The sequence below is a fragment of the Methanomassiliicoccales archaeon genome, assembly GCA_026394375.1.
Classification (GTDB): Archaea; Thermoplasmatota; Thermoplasmata; order Methanomassiliicoccales; family UBA472; genus JAJRAL01.
Genome location: JAPKYJ010000027.1, coordinates 51,702 through 75,674, shown reverse-complemented (window position 1 = coordinate 75,674; position 23,973 = coordinate 51,702). Strand labels below are relative to the sequence as shown.

Annotated in this window: 12 protein-coding genes and 1 tRNA gene; 7 read left to right on the top strand and 6 right to left on the bottom strand. The window is 58.8% G+C overall.

Going from position 1 to position 23,973, the window contains the following annotated elements:
- Window position 1: 1 nt before the first annotated feature.
- The 5 genes from gyrA (at window position 2) to NT137_08305 (ending at window position 14,241) form a co-directional block, all read left to right on the top strand.
- On the top strand, window positions 2-2,656 hold the full coding sequence (gene gyrA / locus NT137_08325; GenBank protein MCX6653336.1) for a DNA gyrase subunit A: 2,655 nt from the start codon (window positions 2-4) through the stop codon (window positions 2,654-2,656).
- Window positions 2,657-2,771: 115 nt separating this feature from the next.
- Window positions 2,772-3,524, top strand: a complete 753-nt coding sequence (locus tag NT137_08320; protein ID MCX6653335.1) for a class I SAM-dependent methyltransferase — start codon at window positions 2,772-2,774, stop codon at window positions 3,522-3,524.
- A gap of 93 nt (window positions 3,525-3,617) precedes the next feature.
- Window positions 3,618-4,319: a hypothetical protein gene (locus NT137_08315; protein MCX6653334.1), complete on the top strand. Its 702-nt coding sequence runs from the start codon at window positions 3,618-3,620 to the stop codon at window positions 4,317-4,319.
- Between the two features lie 96 nt (window positions 4,320-4,415).
- The gene (locus NT137_08310; GenBank protein MCX6653333.1) at window positions 4,416-5,501 is read left to right on the top strand and encodes a hypothetical protein; all 1,086 of its coding nucleotides are present in this window, start codon (window positions 4,416-4,418) and stop codon (window positions 5,499-5,501) included.
- 199 nt (window positions 5,502-5,700) lie between these two features.
- Window positions 5,701-14,241: a hypothetical protein gene (locus NT137_08305; GenBank protein ID MCX6653332.1), complete on the top strand. Its 8,541-nt coding sequence runs from the start codon at window positions 5,701-5,703 to the stop codon at window positions 14,239-14,241.
- Between the two features lie 160 nt (window positions 14,242-14,401).
- Here NT137_08305 and NT137_08300 read toward each other — a convergent pair whose 3' ends face one another.
- The 5 genes from NT137_08300 to NT137_08280 are packed head-to-tail and all read right to left on the bottom strand — an operon-like array spanning window position 14,402 to window position 20,766.
- On the bottom strand, window positions 14,402-16,078 hold the full coding sequence (locus tag NT137_08300; GenBank protein MCX6653331.1) for a type II/IV secretion system ATPase subunit: 1,677 nt from the start codon (window positions 16,076-16,078) through the stop codon (window positions 14,402-14,404).
- 4 nt (window positions 16,079-16,082) lie between these two features.
- Window positions 16,083-16,988 (bottom strand): type II secretion system F family protein, encoded by a 906-nt coding sequence (locus NT137_08295; GenBank protein ID MCX6653330.1) that lies wholly within the window; start codon window positions 16,986-16,988, stop codon window positions 16,083-16,085.
- 10 nt (window positions 16,989-16,998) lie between these two features.
- The gene (locus NT137_08290; protein MCX6653329.1) at window positions 16,999-18,039 is read right to left on the bottom strand and encodes a type II secretion system F family protein; all 1,041 of its coding nucleotides are present in this window, start codon (window positions 18,037-18,039) and stop codon (window positions 16,999-17,001) included.
- Window positions 18,029-19,792, bottom strand: coding sequence for a type II/IV secretion system ATPase subunit (locus NT137_08285; protein MCX6653328.1), 1,764 nt, complete (start codon window positions 19,790-19,792; stop codon window positions 18,029-18,031). The genes NT137_08290 and NT137_08285 overlap by 11 nt, the downstream gene beginning before the upstream one ends.
- Window positions 19,793-19,800: 8 nt before the next feature.
- On the bottom strand, window positions 19,801-20,766 hold the full coding sequence (locus NT137_08280; GenBank protein ID MCX6653327.1) for a hypothetical protein: 966 nt from the start codon (window positions 20,764-20,766) through the stop codon (window positions 19,801-19,803).
- A 471-nt stretch (window positions 20,767-21,237) separates the two neighbouring features.
- Between NT137_08280 and NT137_08275 the strand changes: the two genes are divergently transcribed.
- Window positions 21,238-21,334, top strand: a tRNA-Phe gene (locus NT137_08275).
- 70 nt (window positions 21,335-21,404) lie between these two features.
- The gene (locus NT137_08270; protein MCX6653326.1) at window positions 21,405-21,836 is read left to right on the top strand and encodes a hypothetical protein; all 432 of its coding nucleotides are present in this window, start codon (window positions 21,405-21,407) and stop codon (window positions 21,834-21,836) included.
- 81 nt (window positions 21,837-21,917) lie between these two features.
- On the opposite strand, the gene NT137_08265 is transcribed toward NT137_08270, so the two are convergent.
- Complete coding sequence (locus tag NT137_08265) at window positions 21,918-23,855, bottom strand: hypothetical protein (protein ID MCX6653325.1); 1,938 nt, start codon at window positions 23,853-23,855, stop codon at window positions 21,918-21,920.
- Window positions 23,856-23,973 lie beyond the last annotated feature (118 nt).

Sequence of the window (23,973 nt, the reverse complement as noted above, 5' to 3'; positions counted from 1 at the left end):
CATGGAAGGCGATTCACAGCAGAACGGCAAGGAAAAGGAGAAGCAATGGCACAAGGTCGTCGACCGGCCCATCGAGCGGGAGATGGAGAAATGCTACATCGACTACGCCATGAGCGTGATCGTCTCCCGCGCTCTGCCCGACGTCCGAGATGGTCTGAAGCCGGTGCATAGGCGCATCCTGTACGCGATGCACGACATGGGCCTAACCGCTGGCAAGAAGCACATGAAGTCCGCCAGAGTGGTGGGAGATTGCATGGGGAAATATCATCCGCACGGCGACTTAGCTGTCTACGATTCGCTCGTCCGCATGGCCCAGGAATTCTCACTGCGCTACCCCCTTGTCGACGGCCAGGGCAACTTCGGCTCGGTTGATGGAGACGAACCAGCGGCCATGCGTTACACCGAGTGCAGACTGGAGAAGATCGCTGGCGAGGTGCTGGCCGACCTAGACAAGGAGACGGTCGACTGGGCGAACAACTTTGATGGCAGCCTGAAAGAGCCCGTCGTGCTTCCGTCCAAACTCCCGAACCTGCTTGTGAACGGCTCCTCGGGCATAGCCGTGGGCATGGCCACCAACATCCCTCCGCACAACCTGAACGAGGTGGTGGACGCCCTGACGGCGCTCATCGACAAGCCCGAACTGGAGACCATGGACCTGATGAACTATATCAAAGGTCCAGACTTCCCCACCGGCGGCATCATCTACGGCATCTCTGGCATCATCGAGGCCTATTCCACGGGCAGGGGCCGCCTGAAGGTTCGCTCCCGCTCTAGCATCGAGGAGGTCGAGGGCAAGAAGCGCATCATCGTCACCGAGATCCCCTTCCAGGTCAACAAGGCCAACCTCATCGAGAACATCGCCGAGCTGGTCAAGGACAAGAAGATCGACGGTATCACGGACCTGAGGGACGAGAGCGACCGCGACGGCATGCGCATCGTGCTCGAACTGCGCCGGGACGTGATGGACGAGATCGTTCTCAATCAGCTCTTCCAGCACACTCAGATGGAGGTGACGTTCGGAGTCATCAACCTGGCCCTGGTGAACAACGAGCCGAAGGTGCTCACACTCAAGGAGACGCTGCAGCACTACCTCTCCTACCGCAAGGAGATCGTCACCCGCCGCACTCAGTTCGAGCTGAGCGAGGCCCGCAGGCGGGAGCACATCCTCATCGGGCTGATGAAGGCGGTGGACGCTCTGGACGAGACGATCCAGATCATCCGCGCTGCCCAGAGCCCCGAGGAGGCGAAGATCGGGCTCATGGCCCGCTTCGAGCTGGACGAGGAGCAGGCCAAGGCCATCCTGGACATGAGGCTGCAGAAGCTCACCGGGCTGGAGCTCGAATCATTGCGACAGGAGTTCGCGGACATCGAGAAGCTCATCTCCGAGCTGGAAGCGATACTGGCTAGCGAAGAGCGCATCCTCTCCATCATCAAGGGCGAACTGCTGCAGCTCAAGAGCGATTACGGCGACGAGCGCAAGACGGAGATCGTGCAGAACGCCGTGGACCTGGACATCGAGGACCTGATCCCCGTGGAGGACATGGTCATCATGGTCACCCAGGACGGGTACATCAAACGCTTGCCCCTGGACACCTACAAGCAGCAGAGGCGCGGGGGCATGGGGCTCATAGGCATGGAGACCAAGGAGGAGGACCATGTGACCGATCTTTTCGTCTCCAGCACCCACGACAACATCATGTTCTTCACCAGCCAGGGCAAGATGTTCCTGCTCAAGACCTGGAGGATACCCGTGGGCGGGAGGCATTCCAAAGGCAAGCCGATCGTCAACCTCCTTCCCCGCCTGGAGGAGGGGGAGAAGGTCATCAACAAGCTGCCGGTGAAGGAGTTCGATTCCACGCACTACCTGGTCTTCGCCACGCGCAAGGGCATCATCAAGAAGACCGCCTTGGTCGCATACAAGAACGTGCGCATCAACGGCATCATCGCTCTGGGCCTGAGGGAAGGCGACGAGCTCATCGACACCAGGATCTCGGACGGCTCCAAGGAAGTGATCCTTGGCACTCGTAACGGCAGGGCCATCCGCTTCGACGAGAACGACGTGCGTTCGATGGGTAGGCCGGCGACGGGCGTCATCGGCATCCGCCTGTTCGAGGGGGACGAGGTCGTCAGCATGACCCTGGTCACCAAGGACTCCAAGCTTCTTACCATAACGGAAAGAGGCTACGGAAAGGTCTCGGTAGTGGGCAAGTGGGAAGCTCCCGCGGAAGAGGAGACGGTGACGGACGAAAAGGAGGCGGAGCCGGAGGGCGTCGAGCCAGAGGACGAGGAGGTGCGAGACGTCTATCGCAAGACCCACCGGGGCGGCAGGGGCATCAAGGCCATGCGCATCAGCCCCAAGACCGGCAAAGTGGTGTCGGTGCTGGAGGTGTCCGATGAGGATGGCATCCTCATAGCTTCGGACTCCGGTGACGTCATGCGCACCTCGGTTAGCGAGTTCCGGGTGACCGGACGCTTGACCCAGGGCGTGAGGGCGAAGCGCCTGGAGGAAGGGGAGAAGGTCATCGCCGTGGAGAGATTGGTGGGAGAGATGGACAAGAGCATCGTGGCTTCCACCGAGGGAAAGGAGGACGAGGTCCTCCTTCCGATCACGGACAAAGACGAGAACGCCAACGGGGACGAAGGGAACGAGGAGTGAGGGGTCGTCTGGACGCCCTCGCTGAAGCACCGGGGAAAGGAGCGAGCATGCGGATCGAGCGTTCTGGGGAGCGTGGTTCGACCTGATCGATGAAAGAAGGATGCTGGTGCTCAGGATGCTCGCGGCCATCCGGCTGTATCCGAACCGCTTCTTCATCAGAGAGCCGTTCAAGATCGTGGAATACGAAGCGCTCATGAACCTGGCCGACCTCCAGGTCCGCGACAAGGTCCTGGACGTCGGTTGTGGTTCCGGGCTGCAGACCGTGCTGATGAGCCAGAGGTGCGGCGAGATCCAGGGCGTGGACCTCTCGGAGGGATCGCTGGAATACGCCCGATGCCTGGCGCGGTTCGCATCTCGAAAGAATAACATCGAGCTGGTCGCCGGCGACATCACCAGGCTGGAGCTGCCCGAGTCCCAATTCGACAAGGTGCTCAGCTACTGCGTGCTCGAACACATTCCCGACTGGGAGCTGGCGCTGCGCCGCATCTACCGCTGCCTGAGACCGGGCGGAAGGCTGATCATCTCCGTGGACAGCCTCTCGTCGATCAAAGACCAAGGGACGATCGAAAAGCACCGGAAGCACAATCACGTCGCTCATTACTTCCACCGCGATGATCTCAAGGCGTCTCTGCAAGGGGCCGGGTTCGGGGACGTGAGAGTCCGTTCCATCTTCACCAGCGAGCATGCCGCCGATCTGTTCGCGGAGATCATTATGACCGAGGGCTACCAGCCGATGAACGACGTGATCCCATACCGCCTCCTGCGCGATTACATCAGGTTGAAGTCTTGGGAGATCGGCGATAATGATGGAGGATCGCCCTCCATCTTCCTCATCGCCTCGGCGCAGAGGCCTGCAAAGGCGGCCTGAGCGGGTAGTCCCGTGGTCCGCCGGGCGAGCGGTCATGGCAAAAAGTATTACTATCGCGGGCCGCATTCAATCGGCAGAGCGCGGTGCGGTCACATGTTCAAGAACTCCATCCCCGGACTGGACAAGGTCTTTCGTACGGACATCGAGCCGCCTAAGGTCGTGCTCATCACCGGCTCCCCGGGCTCCATGAAGACCAGCTTCTGCTATTCGCTCATGTCCACCTACCTGGAGAGGGTCAAGGAGTTCGGGCTCTACATCACTCTGGAAGAGACGGGAGAATCGCATCTGCGCAACATGCGGTCCTTGGGCCTCCAGGTCTCCGACAACCTAGAGATATCCGACATCACGGACCTGAGGGAGCTGGACGAGATCGTGGAGGGAGACAAGCCCACCGACTACGTCCAGTTCGTCGAGCAGATGCTCACCTACTACCGCAAGAAGCATGGGGAGCGCTTCACGGTCTTCACCCTCGATTCGTTGGGCGCGCTGTACTCGCTCATGGAGGACTCGAGCGGCATGCGCAAGAAGATTTTCTACTTCTTCAAGACCCTGAGGGACCTGAACCTCATGTCCTTCATCGTGATGGAGCGCGCGCCCAACTCTCCTTCGGACATGCTGGGCAACGAAGGCTTCCTGGTGGATGGCATAGTGGAGCTAGGGCTGGACCGCAGCCGGGGGAAGCTGGCACGCTACCTGCGGGTGGAGAAGATGCGCGCCTGCGAGCACTCCATGGAGCGGCACACCTTCGAAGTGGGCCCGGGCGGCCTCACGGTACTCGGACCTTCCCTGGCCTAGGTTTGCCAGCCGGAAAAAGGATTAAAGAGTCAATCGTTGATTACAGAAGGCAACGCTCGGGAAGCAAGCTAGCTGTTACACCTTGGAGGCATACATTTGGCAGGAGACAACATTCCGATCTGGCAGGTCATCGAGGAGTTCAAGGACAAGATCAAGTCGCAAGAGGCGGACCTGAAGAAGCGCCGCGACGAGCTGGACGAAGTGGCGGCGCAGCTCAAGCAGCGCTCGGACTTCATCGACCAGAGAGAGGAGAAGCTCAACGCCAAGCAGGTGGAGCTGGACCGCAGGCAGGACGAGCTCGAGCCGCGCGAGGAATCGGTCTCCAAGAAAGCCAAGGAACAGGCCGAGCTGGAGATCAACCTGCGTCAGCTGGAGACGGAACTGAACTCCGGTCGGGCGATCCTGGAGAAACGGGACCGCGAGCAGACGGAGAAGGAGAAGGAGGTCCTGAGCCTCGCCGAGCGCTCGACGAAGTACGAGGAAGCGATGAAGGGCGCCACCCAGCGCCTCAGCGCCGTGGAGGAGCAGGTGCTGGTGGAGGAGAGAGAGCTGAAGAAAGTGCTGGAGGAGATGTCCGCCCGCCGGGAGGAGCTCCTGGCCAAGGCCAAGGTGCTGTCAGAGCAGGAGGCGCTCCTGGCGGAGAGCAAGCGCCTGGTGATGGACGAGCAGCGGCGCTTCGTGGAATGGGAGCGGACCCTCAACGACCGCGAGTCGGTCTTGAGCGAGCGCGAGAGCTCCCTCGGAAGAAGGGAATCGATCCCTGCGCCGACGACCCTGTCCAGGCCCGTCCCAATGCCGAGCCCAGAGCCTCTCAAGGAGGAGACCAGGCCGGAGCCGAGGCCCAAAGAGCCAGAGCTCCAGGAGGAGATCAAACCCGAACCTCCGCCAGAGCCGAAGACGGTGGAGAACGAGGAGTCCGGCTACGCGGAAGCATTCTGTCCCGAATGCCGCACGATAGTGAGCGCCAGCGCGGACACCTGCTACGCCTGCGGCGCCGATCTAAAGAACCCCAGGCCGCCGCAACCGAAGCCAGAGGTGAAGGCGCCCGAGGCAGAGGAGAAGAAGGTCGAGCCCCGGCCGGAAGAGCAGCCCAAGCATGAGGAGCAGAAGCCCGCAGAAGGGGAGAGAAAGGAAGAGGTCAGGCGCTCCGTTTCCATCCGCAAGATCATCAGGCGCAAGTGAACAAGGAGGTCGGCAGGGCGAAGATTCGTTCGCCGCTCTCCATTTTTCATCGATTTCCGACTCTAGCCAGCAGGCGTTTCTAAAACATCACCTGTAAAGATATCTATTTATATCCAGATATAGCTTATTTGCGCAGGTGGGACCCTAACGGTCAGGTGGAATCATGAATTGTGGTGCCCCGAAGAGTAAATTCGCTAGCATGGCTATCGTATGGTGCCTTGTATTCTCGCTGTTCGCCGGTCTGATCATAGTCGGCGTTCCGAACGTGGGGAGGGCCTTGCTGCCTTCCTACTTGCCTAACGGCGACGTCTACATCGGCAGTGACTACGAGGAGTCGGATTGGACGATATACGGAACGACTCACTACATGGATGGCAATCTGACCATCAAGGCGGGGGGCGTGGTGCACGTCATCGACGGTGGCATCAGCTTCACGCAAGATCTCGGGATCGACAACGACCCGGCAACGCCCAACCACATCTACACTCTCGTTATCCAAGACGGTGGACAGCTGATCATGGAGAACTCGGTGCTGACGACCCTGTTGAATCAGATCTATGACTTCCCTAGCTTGGGCATGCTCATGCAGAACGGTGCTATTTTCCAGGCCACGAAGAACTCCGTACTGGAGTTCCCCGGGCATCTCGTGGTCGACAACTCCACTTTCGTTCTTACGGATTCCACGGTCAAAGGACACTCTGCTGGTGACATCTCCACCTACTGCAACAGCAACTACTTCCCCTCGGACTATTTCGACGACTCGCCGGTGATGTTCTTCGCTTCGAGCAGCGTGCTCTTCGTGAACTCGACCGTGACCGATCTGTTCGCTCTTGAGTCGTCCGCCAATATCACCATGTTATACGATCATCAGTATGCTTTCGCCACAGATACAAGCGCACGCACCGATGCCTTCTACACCTTATCCCGGGCTCCCAGCGTCTTCGGCGCAGGCAACAATGCCACAGGCAGCATCGGAGATATCCGCATGGACGACCAGCGGTCTGCCAGCCTGTCAACGGGTCAAGTGCTCGATGTGGACAAGACCAATCTCTACGGTCTGGTCTTCCCCGATTCGCCCCAGGTGCAGGTGACGCTCCACGTTAAGTATAGAACCGACCCCCACTACGCTGCGGGGGACGTGGTGCGATATGGCTTCGAGAACGCACCCCTTCAAGCCTCAACGATCACCATAACGGACACCGCCGCGCCGTACGACGATACTATCAACAACTACGTCGAGAAGACGGCCAGTCTGCCTTCGATGTCCTCTGAGGACCTTAGCCATTTGAACGTGAATCTCACGAACACCGATCCCCAGAGCATCACCGTCGACCACTTGTGGTTCACGGTGCGATTCGCGGAGCCGACGTACTACAACATAACGATGGCAGCCGGGACTGAGTTCACCGCCATCGACACCTACCTGGGTGTGGACTTCTCTGACAGGGTCAACGTCGACACCACTGGTTACACTCACAACATGCTGAGCGCACTAGACGCTTCTGAGTGCTATCTCTATGGCGTCTTCGTGGACATGGTTGACACGCCCCCGCTCCCAGCGGACAGGAAGTGGGCATATTCAGCGCTGGACACGTCGGTCGAATTTACCCCACTGTCCAAGTCAGCGAGTGACAACACAAATGGGCTGATCAGAAATCTCACCATCTATGACGCCGTCTATTACACAATAATAGGTGCAGGAAGAATCCTAGCGGTGGACAAGTTCAATGTCAGCGATTTGAGTGGGCAGATATCATCCGCCATCCTCAGTGTCTCATATAACACCGATCCGGCCTACACCGCGGGCAACTATTTCATGTGGAACAAGGAAGGCGGAACACCCCAAAACACTTCGATTAGGCCTGCCCCCGCATCAACCAGAGTGAATGCCACCTATGACTTGTATGCTGCTGGTGTTCATTCGCTAGAGGACTTGGCTGATCTGAATGTGAGTTTCACCAACTCTAGAGCGGTCTCTATCTATGTGGATAGGATCTGGATCACCGTCACCCTCCGCCCCACGATCTACATCTATCGTTGGGCGAACGTGATGGTCAACGACGCGCAGAACCTGCCAGTGAATGGGGCCGACGTCAACGCCTACCTCCAGCTCGGAGGGGCCGCGGCCGAGTACTACACTCCAAGCGGAGTGCAGAGCGTTCCGCCACAGGATGTTCTGGACTATCTGCAGAGAACTTCGATCGACTACACCCTGACCGGCCCGGACGGCAATGTCAGGATCCCGCTGCTGAGCGAATTCATCAACCAGACCAACATGCCGAACTCTCAGGTCGTGGGCGACTACTTGCTCAACATATCCTACCAGAACGCCACTGGCTCGTGGTTCTACGCTGAGGCCGGGGTGTCCTTCAATCCCTATCCGGCCCTCGACCTATCGGACCAGCAGCGCGACGTGAACGTCGTGCTCACCGACCTGTACCTGGATAAGCCAGATCTGACGGTCAGCAGCATCGTCACCGACCCGACCCCCATCTACATCAATGACAACGTGACGATCTACGCCCTGATCAAGAACCTCGGTTTGACTGGAGCACGGGACGTCCTCGTCTCCTTCTTCGATGGCTCCACCTCGATCGGCAATGCCACCATCGGTTCTCTTGGACCCTCTAGCAATGACACGGTCTCAGTGTCATGGATCGCGAGCAACGCTGGCACTCACACCATAACCGTGAAGGTAGACCCGCTGGGCAGAATCATAGAGTCGCACAAGAACAACAACGAGATGTCCATCCAGGTGGTCGTGCTACCGAACCTGCCCGAACTGGCCATCACCGCGGCCTCCATCACCTTCTCACCCCAGCCGGCCTGGACCGATCAACTGGTGACGGCCTACGTGAACGTTTCCAATGTTCTGGGCCGGGCGGATGCGAGGAACGTGCAGGTCGCCTTCTACATCGGAGACCCCGCGAGCGGCGGGCAGCTCTTGGGCACCTCGACCGTCACCGTGGCGGCGGGGACCACCAACCTGACCACCTTCTCCTGGATATCGACCCAGATCGGAACCTATAGCATCTATGTGGTGGTCAATCCGCTGCACAGCCCTCAGGAATACACCTATGCCAACAACCAGGCCTCGAAGGCCATAACCGTCAACCTGACCATCACGCCGTTCGACCTGGTAGTGGAGAACACTGATGTATTCACATTCAGCGGCGCCACCTTCTATCACTGCGGCAAGATCATCATCCGAGATTCTGGCACATTGATCATCGACCACGCCACTCTCACGGTGCAGCAGACCCGCGCCAATCAGTATCAGATATACGTAATGGACAACGGCAGGCTGATTCTGAACACGGGCACCCTGAACTCGAACTTCGACCTGTGGATCTACGCTTCAGACACTGCCGGAATTCAGCTGACCGGCTCGAACATCGGGGCCACCCTCAACATTAAGCTCGATGGCGCCAGCACATTGAGCGCGGCCGGCTCGACCATAGGGGCGGACATCATCACGCCTTCCACCTCGAACGCTGTCATCGTCGCCAGCAACACGCAGTTCCTGCGCTCCTGGTCAGGCTTTGGCGGGAACGCGGTAGCAAGGCTGACCAGCGTTTCGATCCCGAGCATCGACCCCAAGGAGGGGGCGGTCGCCTACATCTACCGCACCGTGACCGTGACGGTCGTGGACGGGACCGGCAATCCATTGGCCGGAGCGGCGGTCAGCATCCGCTGGTATCTCAACGGCACACTGTTCAGTTCAGGCACAAGCGGGGCGGACGGGAAGATACTCTTCTACCCGCTGAGCATTATCATCACCGCCAGCGCCCATAACTGCGTGGGCAACTACATCCTGAACGCTTCCTTCACATTTGGCACGAGCACTTACTACGCTGCTGAGTATCCAGTGGCGCTGCAGCCATACTCCGAACCCTTGACCGTCCAGGACGTGAGCGCCACCATGATGATCTCTCAGGCGCTCCCAGATCCCTCGGTCAGCGCAACTGGAATGTCCACCTACCCGACCGCCATCTACACCGGCCACGTGATCATGGTCAATGTGACCGTGAGCAACACCGCGGGCATCGTCCCGGCGACGGACGTGGAAGTGAGACTGTATCTCGACAACCCCCTGTCCGGAGGCACGCTCATCGGCACGCAGACCGTGACCGTTGCCGCTGGAGGGAGCGCCCTACTGACGTTCTATTGGGTGCCGTCCGAGGTGGGCGACTTCGCGCTATACGCTTGGGCCAACCCCGATCCGGCGATGCCAGAGATCAACGCCGCGAACAACCTGGCTCATATCGATGTGACGGTGGAGCTGAGCACCACATCCTACGACCTTGTGATACAAGGCTCGATGGTTGTGACCATCTCCGATACCACTTACATCCAGAGAGGCAACATCCTCATCCAAGACAACGGGCAGCTGATCCTTGACAACGCCATCTTGCAGATCGAGGAAAACGACGACAACGAGTTCATGATGCTGATGACGGACAACGCCCAGCTGACCATGGTGGATTCAAGTCTGCTATCCAATCATGAGTTCTGGGTGTACATGTCAGGGAACGCGGCCATCACCGCGGACCCGAGCGTCATCGGCACATCAGTGATGCTGAGCATGGATGGTTCCTCGAGCCTGACCGCCAACGACTGCGTCATAGGTTCGGAGATCGTGGCGCCTTCCAGCTCGTATGCCACTTTGTACGTCGCGAACTCGGTAATGTCTGCGGCCCTGATAGACTTCGGCGGGCATGCGGTGGCAAATCTGGTATCGATAAGCATACCATCCATCCAACCGCTGGAAAACGCCATCGTCTATCACTACCGCACTGTTACCGTAACGGTCAATGATGGCACCGGACATGCATTGCCGGGAGCGGATGTGACCCTGCGCTTCTACCAGAACGGAACGGTGTTCGCCACCGAGATCTCGGATTCGCTGGGTGAGGTGGAGTTCCATGCCCTTTGCGACATAATAACCGCTTCCACGAGCAACTTCGTGGGCAACTACATCCTCAACGCCAGCTACACCTACGGGGGCGATGACTACTTCGCAGAAGAGCAGGGCGTGACCCTGCAGCCCTACGTTGAGCCTCTAGTCGTGGCTGATGTCAGCGTGGATATGGCCGTGGAAGGCGCCCTGCCTGATCTGGCCATCGCTGCAGGTGACATTACGGTGCAGCCGGTCGCGAAATACACTGGAAGGATCGTCTACGTCAACGCCACCGTGCACAACGTCGGAGTGGTGGACGCCCAGGACATCGAGGTCTGGCTCTACGTGGGCGCTGATCGCGTGGCCACGGCCATCATCGACGTGCCGGTGGGCGGCACCGCCGTGGCTCGCTTCCAGTGGACGCCGGCGCTGCCGGGCAGCTTCATTCTGACCGTGTGGGTGAATCCCACGGGCGACGTGCCCGAGGTCGGACTTTCCAACAACATCGCATCCGTCACCGTGACGGTGGATGTGCAGACCGCTTCCGCCGATCTTGTGGTGGAGAACAGCATGGTCGTGGTCCTCAACGGCACCACCTTCACCTATGGCAAGGTGGTGGTGCGGGACAACGGCATCCTATACATCACCAACGGTGGATTGAGCATCAACCAGGGAACGGACAATGCCTATGCCATCTTCGTCTACGACAATGCCACGGTGTATGTGAGCTCGGCCATCCTGAGTTCGAGCCGGGCGATCTGGATGTACGTGTTCGGCAACGGCATGGTGAGCATGGACAAGACGACCGTATACGCGCAGATTAGCATCCGCCTTGCGGGCCTGGCCGAGCTGAGCTTCGAGTCTTCGGTGGTCGCTTCCGACATGGTCGCACCTACCGGTTCGAACGCGCAGCTCACCGCCCGCAACACCACCTTCCAGACGGTCTGGAGCCACTTCGGCGGCAACGCCGTGGCCAAGCTGACCAGCGTGGTCATGCCTGGCGTGCGGCTGGTTGACGGCGCGGTGGCCTACCACTACCGCTGGATCAACGTGACCGTGCTCGATGGTACCCGGGCCCCATTGCCCAATGCCACGGTGCAGTTGCGCTGGAACATCAATGAGACGCTGTACCAGACGAAGATGAGCAACTCCCAGGGCTATGCTCTGTTCGAGGCGCTCAGTGACATCATCTATCCACCAGTGACGACGACATTCTACGGCAACTACAAGCTCAACGCCACCTTCTGGTTCGAAGGACAGAGGTTCGACAGCGTAAGGTACACGCCCGCATCATTGGCGCCCTATAGCGAGCCACTGTTGCAGAACGACAAGTTCGTGCAGCTCCTCGTCGCAGGAGCGCTGCCGGACCTGGACCCGCCTTTCTACGTGACAAGCCCCAACGGCACCAATCCCAATCGGGGAGATCTGGTCACGCTGACCACCTATGTCTCCAACATAGGAGTGGTCCCGGCCAACAACGTCCTGGTGCGCTTCAGGGACAACTTCAGTGACAACATGGCCACGATCATAGACATCATAATCCCCAAGATCGTGCCGCACCAGACGGTGCAGTTGCAGACCGTTTGGACCGCTGTCAATCCGGGCAAGCACAATCTATCCGTGATACTGGACCCGGAGGGCGCCATCCCGGAGATGAACAAGCACAACAATGAGAACTGGACCACTGTGAACGTATGGGGCATCGCCGAGCTGTCCATATCTATGATCGATGTGACGGTCGTGCCGCTATCTCCTACTACGAACACCAGCTCATCCATCAGCATCGTGGTGCACAACATCGGGGATAAGGACGCAAACAGCCTGAACTGGAGCCTGACCGACATCGTGCCGATCGGACCGCAGCCAGCGATTCGCTACTTCATGATAACCAAGGTGGCCGCTGGAGGCACTGCGAGCGCAGCGGTGAGCTGGACGCCGACCGTGCCGGGTGCGCACACCATGCTAATCAAGCTGAACGTGGGCATCCCGCCAATCCCTGAGCACATCCATTCGAACAACAATGTTTCCTACCCAGTGACGGTGCGCAACTACGCTGACTTCTCCGCCACGGGCCTGCAGTTCACTCCCAACACACCTCATGTTGGCGATCTGCTCTACATAGACGCCACCGTGACCAACGTTGGCGAAACGACGGCCACCCAGGTGCTGGTCTACTACTGGCTCGGAGCGGCGGGCACGGGTACGCTCATCGACCAAGAGATCATAGGCCAGATAGATCCGCAACAGACGATCATCAAGCGCGGCCAGTGGCAGGTCACCCCCAACACCGCCGGCAAGGTCCAGGACCGCACCATAACCGTGCAGGTGGACCCGCTGAACCAGGTGCGGAAGATCGGGCATGCCAGCGGAACGTTCAGCGCCTCGGTCCGGGTCATCGACATGCGGCCGGACCTGCAATTCGTGGGCGGCATCGACGTCACCTCCGGCGGTCAAAGCGTGAACAACACCACCGAAGGCCAGACGCTGGTGCTCTGGGTGACCGTCAAGAATGACGGCTATTCGGGCGCTCCTAACGTGCGCGTGCAGTTCAGGATCAACGGTACCGATGGCGTACTGTGGAGCCTCGGCAATGTGACGAGCACGTTCCTGCCTAACGAATCGAAGGTACTCCAGTTGACCTGGCGCGTCACCGTTACCAAGGGCAACTACACCCTCAGGGCGGCCATCGACCCGTTGAACCAGATACTGGAAGTATCGGAGCTGAACAACCAGGTAGATAGGTTGTTCCAGGTCAAGCAAGCCACCCCGGTCATCGAGATAAATCTGCCTTCTGGCTCTGAGTACAAACCGGACGTGGACATATCGATCTATGGGTACGTCAAGAAGTCAACCGCCGACCCGCAGCCGTTGCAAGGCGCTCAGGTCACCGCCATACTGAGGGACATGGCCGGTCAGACCCTGGTCATCGGTGTGACCCAGACCACCGCAGCGAACGGCTACTACTCGGTGACGGTGCACGTGCTAGCGAACCTGCAAGGCGATTACCGCGTCTACATCCAGGTGACTCTGGGCGGCCAGCCGTACGAGAACCATCAGGACATCAAAGTCACAGCGCAGGCGGGCGAGACCAGCATGCCATTCTGGGTCTGGATCCTCATCATCCTGTTCGTCCTGGCGATCATCATCGCCTTCTCCATCTATCTGTACCGGTACGGACTGGGCAAGATGGTGGAGTGCGGTGAGTGCGGCGCGCTGATACCTGAGAGCTCGAAGAAGTGCCCCAAGTGCGGCACCGAGTTCGAGACCGGAACGGCGAAGTGCAGCCAGTGCGGAGCCTGGATCCCCGTCACCGCAGCCGAGTGTCCGGAGTGCGGGGCCCGGTTCGTCACCGAACCATTGGCGGAGGAAGAGGACGAGTTCATCCGCGGCATGCGCCAGCAGTATGGAGCCCACGTGGACACGTTCCGCGAGCAAGGCAAGGCGGCCCTGGGCAAGAAGTACAACGAGTCCCGGTTCATGGAGTGGTGGAAGAAGCAGCCCACCTACGTGAGCTTCGAGAAGTGGCTCTCCCAGGAAGAGGAGAAGCGCAAGACCGCCACCGGTGCCACCGCCTTCCCCTGCCCGGTCTGCGGCACCTTGAACCCCAAGGGCTCGACGGTGTGCCACAAGTGCGGGACGGTCTTCGATCAGAAGGTCGAGGGCGTGGAGTCGCCGACGGAAGGGGAGCAGAAGCCGATGCGCCGCATCGTCAGGCGGCCGGCGGAGAAGAAGCTCATCCCCAAGAAGGAGGCGAAGCCGGAGGAGCCCAAATCCGAGGAAGAGCTGCCCGAGCAACCCTCGACCGAAGGACCGAGCGACCAGGCGCCCCCGTCGGGCTGAGCGCAGAGATCCCAAACCCTTTTCCTTTCATCTTTATTCTCTATTTCTTTTTGACCTTGAGCGTCCGTCGACGCTCCGTCGAAGGAGCGATCTAAGTCTATTGTTACTCTGACCGAGCCTGTGAAGTCGCCTGAAGTAAAAGAAATGAAAAGGGGGGCTTTCAGCCCATCTGCTGCAGTTTCTCTCGTATCTCCTTGCCCAATTTCTCCGGGTCCTTGTAGTAGGCGGAGATGATCTTGGCCACCTGCCGATAGTTGTCGAACCCGGACTTCTTCATGTATTCCAAGATGTCCACCCGGCGTTTCACCTCGCGCTCCATCTCCCTGGGCGACCAGTTGCGGATGGTGCGCACTTTCTCGTAAACGTAGGAGTGGCCGGAGAAGTTGAAGGTGTCGTCCGCCGGGTTCCAAGTATAGACGGAGTTGGTGATCAGCTCGCCGGTCTCCGGGTCCATGCCCACGATCTCCGTGAGCGATTTCACCCGCCGGGTCATCTTGGTGCCCACCTTCACCTGCGCCTGCAACAGCACGATGTCCAGGGCGGTCAAGAGAGCACGGGGCAGATTTATAGGATCGTTCTCCATGCGGTGCACCATCGCCTGCACATCCTCTGCGTGGAAAGTGGAATAGGCGGTCTTGCCCGTGGCCATGGCCTGGAACACCACATAGGCCTCCTTGCCTCGGACCTCGCCGACCATCAGGTACTGCGGCCTTTGCCTCAAGGCGGAGGTGAGGAGGTCGAACATGTCGATGCCTCCGGTCGAAGACGATTTCTTGCCGCCGAAGCCCTCCCTGGTCAGCGCCGGGATCCAGTTCTCGTGCGGCAGGTTCAGCTCACGGGTGTCCTCGATGCTCACGATCTTCATCTGCGGAGGGATGAAGAGCAATACCGCGTTCAAAGTGGTGGTCTTGCCCGATGCGGTGCCGCCGCAGACCAGCATCGAGCTGCCGTACTCGGTAGCGGTCCACAAGTAGGCCATCATGTCGGTGCTCATGGTCTTGAACTTGAGCAGGTCGATGGGAGTGAACGGGTTCTCCTTGAAGCGCCTGATGGTGAAAGAGGAACCCCGCTTGGTCACGTGCTTGCCTAGAGTGGCGTTCAGCCTCGAACCGTCAGGTATGGTGGCATCGAGCAGCGGATCGGCCACGGAGATGTGCTTGCCGCACTTCTGCGCCAGCCAGATCACGAAAGAATCAAGCTCGTTCTCCTTCTCGAACCTGATGTTGCTGCGGATCGAGCCATATTTCCGATGGAAGATGAAGAACGGAATGTCCACCCCATCACAGGAGCAATCCTCCACGTTGGGATCGACCATCATCGGGTCGATGACCCCATACCCGATGAAATCTCGGCGCAGGTAGTAGAAGATGCGCTCCTTTGATATCGGGTTGAGGCTTATGCCGAATTTGCGCATAAGCTCCTCCGTGCCTTCCTTGACGATGACCTCTTTCTCCTTGGGCGTGCTCAGCGGGGTCAGGTTCAGGGTCATTATTAGGGCGCTCTTCAGCACATCTAGCAAGGAGCGTTCGTCCTCAGAGAGCGTGGGTTCTATGACCTCGTAGAGGTACTCCGAGGCCATGTTGTCGTATTTGATCCTGACGAAGCTGTAGGGGTCGAGGACGGCGTTGATCTCCACCTCGTCGATGTTGGGGTCGGAGATCGGGGGGATATCGGTGATCACGTCCGTTTCGGTCGTCACCTTGCTGGCGACGCGCACTTTCATGGGCTTCTTCTTCATCCGCAGGAGGAGTTTCATATAGCCGGCCTTGAGCTCTGACCTGCGTTCCTCCAAACCCGCGTCCGCGGCCATGGCCCGTTCCTTCTCGCTCACTGCCATTCAATCACCCTATCAACCGTGTGCCAATCAAGCCCACCAGCAGCATGATGAAACTATGTCTCATGCCGTTCTGTATCCTGCCATCCTGCAAAACCCCTGCCAGGATGCCGTCACCGAAGGCATGGATTATCACCGCGACCACGAATATGAACTGGACGGTAGGGATGATGTCGGTCTTGATGGTGGCCGGCATGTTGGTGATGCCCGCTGCCTCCGCCCCCTTCGACACTTGACTGCCCGCTTCCAGCATCTTGGGCAGAAAGGTGGTGTTGAGGATGAATATGGTGGCGATGAACACCATGAACGAGACATAGATGACGACCGTGTAGGTGGCCATGGCGATCCTGCGCTCCTCCTGGGCGAGCATCGCCTCACGGGAATCGTGGGCGACCATGGTAAGGACGTCCGCCACGTTTCCCCCCGCGTCGTTGGCCTTGATGATGATGGCCATCATCCTTCGAACCAGAGGGGTGTCGACGCGCTCAGAGAACAACCTTATCGCCTCGGCGGCGGGCACTCCCCAGTCGATCTGAGCCGCCATGCGCCTGATCTCGGTCGTCAATCCACCATAGCGGCCTCGGCTGGCGACCTTGATGGCCTCCGCCAGGGTCATGCCGAAGCGGCCAGCCTCGGCCACATCCCTCAGGAAATCCGGCAGGCGAGACTCGATCGCCTTCACCTTATTGTAGCGATAGGTGGTGTAGAATCCATATGGTCCGCAGAGGGCCATCAAGCCGATGGCCATGTAGTCGATCGATAGCAGGCCGGTGTTGATGCCGCCGATGGCTTCCAAGGCCCCTATGAAGAAGAAGATTATCGCAATCACCAGGCCGCCAAGGAGCAATGTGCGGCTCAGGTCCTTCTTGCTCCGTTCCAGCTCACTCAGGTCCAATAGGTCTTTCTCTGCCATGGTAACCACCCTATATGGACGACTCCTTGGTCGAGTTCCAGATGAAGAAAATGAACCCGAACTGCGAGAATGGTATCATCAGTCCCACCACCGCCCAGAGCAGCATCACCGTAGTACTCGAACTCCCTCCGCCGCCTGGCACGATGGCCATGATGGCCATGATGACCACCAGGAACAGGGGGAAGGCCACCACGACGGTGACGAAGGTCTCCGCCATGAGCCCCAAGCTCTCCAACTGCTGTCGCATGTCCAGCTTCGATTCCTTCTCGAACTGCTCCGCCTTCTGCAGGAAGTAGGGCTTGAGCTGCCCACCAGAGGTGGAGGTGGTCACGACACCTTGCAGGAACTCCTGGAACTTCGATGAGGGCGTCCTCTGAGCCGCCTTGTTGATGGCAGTGAGGATATCTATGCCCAATAGTTCCGTATCTCGAGTGATCCATTCCGCCTCGGTCTTGATCTCCCCGTAAATCGACTGCCGGGAAAGTTCTTTGAATATGACATCCACGTTCACGTCCGCGCTGGCCATGGCTGAGATGAAGCTCATGGCCGGTCCGATGCGCTTGTCTATGTCCCGGGATCTGCGCTTGGCCTTGCTTCCGGGAGTGGACATGAGCAAGACGTAGGCCATGACCGGGGGTATGATCACGATGAGGAGAGAGAACATCAACACATAGGCGGCCTGGATGTTCAAGAAGGCGATGAACACCCCACCCAGGGTCAGCGCGATGACCGCAGCCACAACCAATACCAGGATGACGCTCATCCAGACATAGGCCACGAACTCCTCCTGTCGCATTCGCATATGCGCTTGCAGCAGGCTCAGCTCGAGCTTGGGGTTGGGCTTCGCGCGCACCTTGACCATCTTGCCCACGGTGCGCCAGGAGAACTCCTGATACTTGGTGAGCTTGACATATTCCGGGACTGCACCCTGCGGTAGTCGAACCATATGCGGTCCCCAATGTTCGGCCACATCCTCAGAGGTCTTCGTCTTCAGGTAGCCCTTCTTGGACGATTCCATCCTGGCAAATATGTCGGAAACCTCAGGCGCCAACTTCCAGACCCCCTTCCTGTAGCTCCTTGCGCACGCGTACGATCGTCTTATCCCCCTCCTTGTAGTAGGAGTTGATCAGGGACCAGATCTTACGGTGGTCGGTGATGTCGCGGTACACCATGTAGCGCACGATGTCCACTCGGCGATTGAACTCCGTCAGCATCTGCTCATGGGTCATGGATTTCATCTCCATGATCTTATCGAAAAGGAAGGAATGGCCCTTGTACATGAACCGGTCAGTGGCCTGGTCCCACTCATACACGGTATTGGTGATGAGCTCGTTGGTCTCCGGCTCGAAGCCGACGATCTCGATGACCTGCTTGATCCGTCGGACCAGCTCCGTGCCCACGCGTGCGTGGGTCTGGATGATCACGTTCCTCAGCGCAGTGAGCAATATCCTGGGGCAGTTGATAGGTGGGTTCTCCAGGCGGTTGACCATGCTCTTGACCGAATCGGCGTGCATGGTGGAATAGGTGGTGTGGCCGGTGGCCATGGCCTGGAACATGATGTATGTCTCCTTGCCACGCACCTCGCCCACGATGATGTAGTTGGGCCTCTGTCGCAACGCCGCGCGAACAAGATCGTACATGTCGATCTCACCCGGTGACTTGCCCGAGGCCTCCTTCTCCCCCACCCCCGAGCGGGTCGTGCCAGGGATCCAGTTCTCGTGCGGCAGGTTGATCTCGCGCGTGTCCTCCATGGTGACGATCTTCGCCCCGGGAGGGATGAAGAGAGCGATGGAGTTGAGGGTGGCCGTCTTGCCCGAAGCGGTGCCCCCGCAGATGATCATCGATTCCCCATGCTCCACACCAAGCCAGAAGTAGGCGATCATCTCCGGGCTGGCGGTGCCGTACTTGATAAGGTCCACGGGCGTGAAAGGCTTCTCCTTGAACCGGCGGATGGTGAAGGTGCCTCCTCTGGTGGTCACCTCGCGAGAATAGGTCGCCTGCACGCGGTGGCCTTCCGGGGTCGTGCCGTCCAGGATAGGATTGGATACGGAGATCTGCTTGCCGCATCTCTGAGCCAAAGCGACGACGAACGAGTTCAGTTTATCCTCCGAGTCGAACTTCAGTTGCGTCCTGATGCTCTCGTACTTGCGATGGAATGTGAAGAGAAAGACGTTGACCCCGTCGCAGGAAACGTCCTCTATGCCCTCATCTCTGATGAGCGGATCGATGGGGCCATAGCCCATATAATCGCGGATGATGTAGTATCCGATCTTCTTCTTGGCCACAGGGTCTACCCGAATGCCCCGGGTGCGAATGAAGGACTCCACGCTTTCCCGCAAGTATTCCTCCTTGTCGAGCTCGGTGAGCTTCTCCCACTCATAGCCAAGGGTGCGTTGCATGGTGTCGCGGACGAGCTCCAGCAGCTTCTGTTCCTTCTCGTCCAAAAGCGGTTCTATGGTCTCTAGCAGATACTCAGAGTTCTCGTTGTTGAAGGTGACCCGGATGTAACTGTAGGGCTCCATCACCGGGTAGACCTCCACCACATCGATTTGGGGGTCCTCGATCTTGGGGATCTCGGTAATTCCCGAGCCTCGTCCCTTGGACCATTCGACGCGTTGCGCCACCTGCCCAGCAGGGAGGCGGACCCGGGTGGCCCGGTTCGGTACCATCTTGCGCAGAAGCTTCAGATAGGAATCGCGGACCCTATCGGTCGCCCTTCCGGCTGGCACATCAACGTCCACAGCCTGCTCTTGGGCGTCCGCCTGGGCCTCACCGGCCCCCCGGTCCTTCTTGATGGTCTTCATCCCCTCACCTAGGCGTTCTGGACGGCGACCTCCACCGTCGCTTTGTTGTAAACGAAAGTGCTCACGGTCTTCAGGTTCAGCGCTATGACGGAGTAGTCCGCCTTCATCACCTGCATACTATAATCGGTATTGTTCACCAATCCCGAGTCGTGGAGGGTCTCGTTAAGATAGCTGTACCAGGCCTTTCCATATAGGGTGTGAAGAGTGATGGCTATGTTGAGACTCACCTGCACCTGATTGCCAGACGGAAAAGAGAGGTTGGTGTAGGTCTGTCGGTCCAGGTAGATGAGGTCGATGTTCAGCCCAGTGATACCCGTCCCGGCCATTGAGGCGTTCTTGCCCACGAAGTCTATCTCGGTGAAGGAGAATGACACATTGCTGCCTTCCTTGTTCACCTCGAAGCTGGGGAACGCCCTTATCAGTTGCCCATCGTTCTGCTTCACCAATATGGCTCCGTTCTCATAGGCGATGCGTTGCTCCACGTAGTAGCGATTGGGAGCGTAGAGCTCGACCATGCCCCCGCCCTGCGAATCGACCATTAGGGTTTGATGGTTGATATCCAGACCGTAGCTGAACTTGATCCGAACGGTGCTCTTCTCTTGGTTGAGCGGCATGTAGTTCAGCTGCCCCGCGGTGGGCGAAGCGAACACCGGAATGCCGGCCGCTCCCAGAGTGATGGGCGCGTAGAGGCTCATGTCCGTGGATCCAGTCACCTGGGCCATGACCACAAGGTTGTCCACTTTGCCCTTGAGGTCCCCGAACTGATTGAAGACCGTGTTCATGTGTGTCCGTTCGTTGTCCGTCATCCAGACTGGGACGTATGAATTAGTGAATAGGGTGAGGAAAGTGAGGAAGACCAGGAGGGCCATGATGGTGCCCACAGTGGAGGCCACTCCTCGCTCGTCCCTTTCCCGGTGGAGAAGGCGGCCCTTGTCTTTTTTGCTGAAGAGGCGACACTCTCGCGGCGCTAGCATCTGCTGACCAGTCCTCCAATAAGTCATTCGATTGAGCGGTTCGTAGATATATAAACGTATTGCACTTGCTGGCTAAGCTTGAAAATCTCACAATATTCTCCGGAGGGGCCGCCATCCTTTAAGAGGACCTCAACTTCGCGTCGATGCATCGTCCTCCTCACCTGGTCATGATGGGGCTTTGTCTAACCTCGGAGGGAATGCTCATCTGCCTCGCGAGGAGGGTTCGCACTACTGGCGTTCGTTCTGGAGATCAGCGGGGCCTTCTTTGACCTAGGGGTGGGGGGCATGGAGCGCATGACCGTCTACCCCAAGTTGGCCTTCGTCATCGGTCTGGGCGGACACTCGATGGGGACCGAGGGGCGTTTGAAGTCCTTCCGCTAGCCCTCATCCGTCCTGGCATCGGGGCACGTGGCCGAATGGCCACCTCGCCAACAAAGTATATTAGACTGGGGCGCTTTCTCCGGTAAGCGCGCCGCAGTAACTCAGTTTGGGAGAGTGCAAGACTGAAGTTGCTCCCGCGGGGGCAGCCGATATCTTGAAGTCGCTGGTTCGAGCCCGGCCTGCGGCACTCGCTTTTCTTCCCATGCTACCATTGGCAAACATCTATTAGCACAGTTCTTGATTACCGGGCGGTCGGCATGCAGGTCAAGGGCTTTGAGATTACGGGCATCGAGGCGAAGCGGTTCTCCAAGCAGGGGGAGAAGGTGAACAACATCCGCATCGACCACAACAGCACCGTGACCCAGATCTCCCGCGTGTCCGACGATACGGCGGTGGTGGACTTCCGCTTCACCGCCAACTACGTCGGCCTTGGGTACGTCAAGATAGAGGGCCAGGTCATGCTCTCTGGGGACGTGGCGAACGTGGTAGGGGAATGGCAGCGCCAGAGCTCCATGCCGCCCGAGGTGGCGAACCTGGTGCACAACACCGTGGTGCCGAGCTGCATTCCCACGACCATGCTGGTGGCGCGCGACATTCGTCTGCCTCCACCGGTCCCCATGCCTCACATTAACATCCAGCAACAGCAGCCGAAGCGTCGTGGCGATTCGAGCGGCGTGGAAGTTGCCTGAGGGAAACCATCTGGATGTAGTCCCTTTTCTAGTTGCACTGCCTAAGTGACGTCCGGAACAGGACAAGGTCAAAGGTGCCGGTCACCTGATATGGTCCAGGGAGAACGAACCGATGCTCAGGCCGTGCTTGCCCACCGTGTATCGGATGTAGGAACGGGATTGCACGTCGCACACCCCCTGCACAGAGAAGAAGTTCTTCAGCTGGTCCAGCTTGAAATCGATCATGCCGTCCATGATGGAGCCGAGCATCTGGATCTCCTGCTCCCCATGCACTCCCTTCTCGATGGAGTACATGGACACCGCTCCATCGCGCTTGCGTCGGCCGCAGAATGGGCTGAGGAAGCGGAATGCGGTGGTAGGGTCCGAATAGGCGATGAGCGTGGACAGGGAGCGGAACGCCAGACGGTAGTATTTGTGCTTCTCCTTGAACTCCTTAGCGATCTTCTCGGTGGCCTCCATGATCATGTCATGGTCCGTCGGTTCGTCGATGTAGCTGGTATAGGGGTCGTCGGTCACCTCGCCCATGCTCTTAGAATAGGCGTCGACGTACTTCACCAGGCCACGGCGCTCGTACTCCTCATAGCCAGATAGCACGGATTCCATATCCGTTCGTGTATCCCTGGCCGTCTTGTCGGTGATGACCCAGATGGCTGGCACACCCTTCTTCAGGCCCTCGGCTACGAACTGCGCCATCATCATCTCCTTACCTACGAACGGAGGGCCATGGATGAGCACATTTGAACCGAAAGGAATGCCACCCAGGAGCAGATCATCGAAACGGTTGTTGCCGGTCTTGGCCTTGGCTACTTGGATCTCCAAGGTGCGCTCTTCCTCCCGTTGCTGGATCTCGTCATCGATCACACCCTGCTCGCGCAGGCGGAGATCCTCCGCTTTGGCGTTGAGGTACTTCTCCTTGATGAGCAGCTCCTCTTCCTTCTGTTGCACCTCGGCCTTCAGCTCCTCTATGCGCCTCTTGAGCTCGACCTCCTCCACGCCAGTGACATCCTTCTTGACGTCGTCGAACTTGCCCCTCTCATTGGTGAGAAGCTTCTCCCGGTAATCGAGGTCCTCCTCCCTCCGCATCATCTCCTGTTGCTTGTAGCCGACGACCTCCTTGATCTTCTTCAGCTCATCATCGCGCTCTCGGATCTCAATCTTAAGGCGTGCCGCCTCTTCTTCCATGAGGGCGATGCGCTTCTCCTTGAGCTGCAGTTCGCGCAGCCTTCCCTCGACGACGGCGCTGCCGTTCTTTGCCCCCATACGCACGATATTGAGCTCTTCCTTCAGCTGCTGGATTTCCAGGCTCTTGCTCTTGAGCTCCTCGGCTAGATAGTCGACCTTGGAATGGTACTCCTTCTCTTTCTCGCGGTATTCGGTCTCCTTGTCCAAGAGCTCCATCCGGAAGCGTTTCTCAAGCTCCCCTTCGCCCACTCCGCCGATTTCTTGGGAGAGCTCGTTCACGGAAGAACGCTCCGTTTCCCGGTTCTCGAACAGGCTCTCGCGCTCTCGCAGCTCGATCTGCTTGCGAACCAGCTCCTCCTGGTCCTTCGGCAGCCCTGCCAAAGCGCTCTCCGTCTCCAGCCGCGAATCGTGATTGAGTTTGGCCAGCAGGTCGAACTGCCCTCGTAGGATGTCAGTCTGCTCGAAGATGCTCTTTAGGTGCTCCGAGAGTTCGGCGGTCTCCTTCTCGCTCAGCTGGGCAGGAGGCGATTTCAACTCTTCCATGACCAGCGCGCGGAGCTTGACGAGCTCCGCCTTGGACTTCTCCGCCCGCTGGCGAGTGACGGCAAGCTCCTCCGATTCTGGCCTGGCCTCTCTCGGAGCGGCCAAGGCCGCTGGGCCCGCCTCGTCCTCTTCGTTCAGCCAATCAAGCAAGCCCGCCTCCTCCCCGGCGAGCCACCGGCGCAGATCATCCATCTTGTCCCCGCCGGTCTGCTGGGAACGGTCAGCGGGGGGCATCGATGCTTCAGAGCGAACGCTGCCCGTGTCCTCACCTGTGACCTTCCGTTTCGAACTCACGTCCACACCTACGTCTTGACCCGGCTATCCTCTCCGACTGACCAGCATGCTATTTTAACATTTCGTAGCTGTCAGCGACTTCTGGATGAAGCTCCCAACAAGGGGATGAAAGGGATAG